Below are 4,340 nucleotides of genomic sequence, written 5' to 3' on the forward strand. Positions count from 1 at the left end.
CTATGCAACCACTTGTTCTTGCCTCCAGCTCACCCTTCAGACGCCAAATACTTGATAAGTTAAATCTGAATTATGATTGCAGCTCACCCGATATTGATGAAAGTCCGCTAGATAACGAATCTGCTATAGAGCTTGTTGAACGTTTGGCAATAACTAAAGCGCAAGCAATAGCAGTAGAACATCGTGACGCATTGATTATTGGTTCCGATCAGGTTGCAGTCATCAACCAAGAGATCGTTGGCAAACCGCACACCCATGCCAATGCAACAAACCAGCTAAAATCAGCATCCGGCAACAAAATCACCTTTTACACCGGGCTGGCTCTATTAAATAGCAAAACCGGAACAGTACAAAGTGAAGTCGTACCTTTTATAGTCCATTTTCGCACACTCAGTGACGCAATGATTGAAAACTACCTGCAAGCAGAACAGCCTTATAACTGCGCGGGAAGCTTTAAATCCGAAGGATTGGGCATTGCTCTATTTGAAAAGCTTGAGGGTGATGATCCCAATACACTGATTGGGCTTCCGTTAATTCGTCTGATCCGTATGCTGGAAAATGAAAACCATCAGGTCATCGGCTAATAACGCTTTAGAGTATAGAGGTGATTCGGGGCAGCGATTTTTAAACAGCCCCTTGCCCCCCTGTACAACACTTTGTCGCTAAGCACTCCAGATCCGCTACACACATCGAGTGCTTCAACTCATTAACGGATGTCCCTTCCCTCCTTCGGGAATAGCCAAAACGCAAACCATTTACTAAAACGCGGCATTAACACATAACTCATTAGCAACATTACCACCGCCGTTATCAGCATCGTCCGCAAGACTAGCGGCAATTCCGCCAGAACATCACCAAACAACCAAAATATCAGCGTTACTGTTGGACAAAGTGCCAGCCAGCTTACGATCGTCATCTTATATTTAGGCGGCGGCTGCACTGGATTCTGACCGGGCAGCGAAAACCAGGTCACCAACCCAGAGGTCACTTCAACCGTACTCGGCGTCTCTAGCAGGCATTCGATACCCTTTAGCCACTGCGCTCGCTCCGAAGAATTTTGCCAGTTTTCCAAATCAGCCTGTGACTGAAACTTGAAGATAATGCGGTATTCAGGGTCAGCAGGACCCGTGGGGCGAAACAGATTGGTTCCCATATATCCTGGGAACGGTGCAGCCGCCTCAGTCATTTTGGCACTGAGTTGCTCAAACGCATCTTCACACCCTTCCTTTACCCGGCGAGAAATAACGACGGTCACCGGTGACGATGATTCTGTGGCTTGTTCGGAACTCTGCATGCGTATACCCCAATAATTCTAAAAACGAAGCACGTAACTTCATGCAAGAAGTATAAAGATCTCACATAGAGGATAAAGAGAGCAAAATGAAACCCTAATTCCCATATATAGGATTTAGTGCTCTAGCCCGAGACTTATGAGACCAAGGCTAGCAACCCCATCACCAATAACAGACACAAAAAAGGAGGACCTAAGTCCCCCTTTTTATTTCAGTCTGACACCAACCGCATACAGTAGTTAGCGCATCTGCCAACTGTTGTTGTTCAAACCCATTTCAGCGCTAATCGTTTTCGCAAATGTTGTGCTGACACGATCTAGAATCTTCTGCCAAAGCTGAGGCTGAGAGGTGTAATCAACCATCTCTTCAACACCAACAACTTCGCGTGCAACGTAACTACTACTTCCGATGCCATCCAGCAGCCCGAGCTCCAGCGCCTGCTCTCCGGTCCACACCAAACCGCTGAACATTTTTTCGTTGTCTTTCAAGCGCTCTCCGCGCCCTTTCTTCACCTGCTCAATAAACTGCCGGTGGGTTGTATCCAGCACCTGCTGCCACAAATTGGTTTCGTTCGAATTTTGTGGGCTAAACGGATCAAGAAATGCCTTGTGGTCACCCGCAGTGTACAAGCGACGCTCAACACCAACCTTGTCCATCAGATCAACAAAACCGAATCCGCCAGCGACCACACCAATCGAACCGACCAAACTGGCTTTATCTGCATAAATCTCATCAGCAGCGGCCGCAATGTAATATGCACCTGAAGCACCGATATCAACAATCACAGCATAGACTTTCTTCTCTGGATACAGCACACGCAGACGTTTCACTTCGTCATATATATAGCCAGACTGCACCGGACTGCCACCCGGGCTGTTAATACGCATAATGACAGCTTTCGATTCTTCCGATTCGAACGCCTTGCGCAACGCCCAAACAATGTTGTCTGCACTGGCTTCTTCACTGGCCGAAATTGGCCCCTGAATATTGATAACCGCTGTATGCTCGGTCACATCTGGAGACGAATCGGATAGCGAACCGCCAAAAAACGCCATTCCCAGCAATGCAAACAAATAGAGAAATGTCAGCGATTTGAACAAGATACCCCAACGGCGGGCACGTCGCTGCTCAACATAAGAGCCGTCAACCAGGCGCTCTAAAAGGCGCCATTACTTGCCCTCTTGTTTTTGACGCACTTTGTCCAGTGCGTCAGAGGCTGGCGTCTTGGGCTTTTCAGGTTCATTCCAGTGATTGTCAGACATCGTTAAACTCGTTCCTCCAATATATATCGACTTTCGATCCAGGCTTCCAATTCAGGAAAATGATGAACCAACAGTACCGGATCGTATTTCATCAAACGATCAACATGATGCGCACCATAACTGACGGCAATCACATCCATACCAGCTCGCCGCCCCATATCCAGATCAAACTCGGTATCTCCGATCATCAATGCTTCTGATGCTTTGACCCCAGTCTCCGCCAGAATCTCCTCAAGCATATGAGGATCCGGCTTCGATGTAGTTTCGTCTGCGCAACGAGAAGTTTCAAATATATAGCCTAGTCCAGTGTCATTAAAAACCCTATCCAGACCTCTGCGGCTCTTACCTGTCGCAACCGCCATCCGAATCCCTTTGCTATGCATACGCTCCAGACTTTGCTGCGCACCGACAAAAAGATGGGTTGGCGTCGTATCTACACCTAAATAATAGTGACCATAACGCTCGCGCATCTGCTGTATCTGCTCATCCGTGACAAAGGGTATAAGCTCGCGGATCGCTTCCGGCAAACCCAGCCCGATGATATTCCGCACAGCATCATCAGTCAGCTCACCCAATGATAGATCACGGGCAGCAGCCTGCATGCTGGATATGATACGAGCAGCAGAATCAATAATGGTTCCGTCCCAGTCAAAAATCAGTAACTTATACAAAATGACACTCCAAAAATTAATCATTGCAAACGTAGCGATACATACAGCCACGAAGCAGCCAAACCTGGTCGCGTTACAGGTTGTCTATTATGCCTGCAAAGATATGACGGAAGAACCCGGAAAACAGAGGGTTAAAGGCGTAAGAAAGGAAAAAGCAAAGATAAGCAGCGCCTGTGCTCACAAACGCTGCCGGCAGATCAGTTTTCTTGAATGACTGGACGGATCAGCAACTCGCTGACATCCACATAGGCCGGCTGCGAAATCGCATACATAATGCCATTGGCGATATCTTCCGGTTTCAAGATAGGGCTCTCTTCCGCATACATATTATCTTTCACTGCACTACGGATTTTCTCATGCGCAATACTATCAGGCAGTTCGGTGTCGACAGAACCTGGCTGAATATCTGTCACCCGCACACCGAAGCGAATCGCCTCCTTACGCAAGGTATCAGAGATTGCACGGACCGCATGCTTAGTGCCGCCATACACACCGGCGCTCTGGTAGGTCAGGCGCGCAGCAACAGAACTGATATTGACGATATGCCCGTCCTTACGTTCAGCCATACCCGGATAAACGGCATTAATGGCATAAAGCACACCCTTTATATTTACATCGATCATCCGATCCCACTCATCGACGCGCCCCGACAAAATCGGACTAATCGGCATAGTGCCGGCATTATTAATCAGGATGTCTAAGCGCCCAAATGTATTTAAGGCTGTATCAACAATGTCCTGAACCTGGGATCGGTCGGTGACACTGCCTACGGCAGATATGGCTTGCCCGCCGGCTTGTTCGACCTCCTGGCAGACAGTTGCCAGACCTTCAGCGTCTACATCGCTGACCACCACCCTTGCCCCTTCACGGGCGAAGCGCAAGGCAGTTGCCCGGCCAATCCCATTGGCGCCCCCCGTAATTAAAACGACTTTTTCCGCAAGCTTCATTTTTCCCTCCGCATTTTCTTAAAGAATTGAAACGTCAATTCACTGATTTACTGCTCGGGCTTCAAAGTTTTCATTGATTGATTTGTCTTTTCATTAGCAGGGTCCACACGCCATCGATAACCACTTCACCTCTCTGGTTGATCACCCGCGCAGCGTACTTGACAACCC

5 protein-coding genes are annotated in these 4,340 nt (G+C 48.3%); 1 reads left to right on the plus strand and 4 read right to left on the minus strand.

The window, feature by feature from the left end:
• Positions 1-2: 2 nt before the first annotated feature.
• A complete protein-coding gene (locus tag ABYW01_RS15310) occupies positions 3-584 on the plus strand; it encodes a nucleoside triphosphate pyrophosphatase (protein WP_372834274.1) in 582 nt (193 codons plus the stop codon).
• Positions 585-706: 122 nt separating this feature from the next.
• Here ABYW01_RS15310 and ABYW01_RS15315 read toward each other — a convergent pair whose 3' ends face one another.
• From ABYW01_RS15315 to ABYW01_RS15330, 4 genes are all read right to left on the minus strand, one after another.
• Positions 707-1,294 (minus strand): antibiotic biosynthesis monooxygenase, encoded by a 588-nt coding sequence (locus tag ABYW01_RS15315; protein WP_372834276.1) that lies wholly within the window; start codon positions 1,292-1,294, stop codon positions 707-709.
• A gap of 237 nt (positions 1,295-1,531) precedes the next feature.
• Positions 1,532-2,443: a signal peptide peptidase SppA gene (gene sppA, locus ABYW01_RS15320; protein WP_372834280.1), complete on the minus strand. Its 912-nt coding sequence runs from the start codon at positions 2,441-2,443 to the stop codon at positions 1,532-1,534.
• A gap of 113 nt (positions 2,444-2,556) precedes the next feature.
• Positions 2,557-3,225 (minus strand): HAD family hydrolase, encoded by a 669-nt coding sequence (locus ABYW01_RS15325; RefSeq protein ID WP_228050653.1) that lies wholly within the window; start codon positions 3,223-3,225, stop codon positions 2,557-2,559.
• A 197-nt stretch (positions 3,226-3,422) separates the two neighbouring features.
• A complete protein-coding gene (locus ABYW01_RS15330; RefSeq protein WP_372834278.1) occupies positions 3,423-4,172 on the minus strand; it encodes an SDR family oxidoreductase in 750 nt (249 codons plus the stop codon).
• Positions 4,173-4,340: the final 168 nt, after the last annotated feature.

This window comes from Pontibacterium sp., assembly GCF_041587635.1.
Taxonomy (GTDB): Bacteria; Pseudomonadota; Gammaproteobacteria; order Pseudomonadales; family Balneatricaceae; genus Pontibacterium.

Bases quoted from the DNA above. Each gene is read 5' to 3' on its own strand.
- ABYW01_RS15310 (WP_372834274.1), top strand. From the start codon at position 3: ATGCAACCACTTGTTCTTGCCTCCAGCTCACCCTTCAGACGCCAAATA.
- ABYW01_RS15315 (WP_372834276.1), bottom strand. From the start codon at position 1,294: ATGCAGAGTTCCGAACAAGCCACAGAATCATCGTCACCGGTGACCGTC.
- ABYW01_RS15330 (WP_372834278.1), bottom strand. From the start codon at position 4,172: ATGAAGCTTGCGGAAAAAGTCGTTTTAATTACGGGGGGCGCCAATGGG.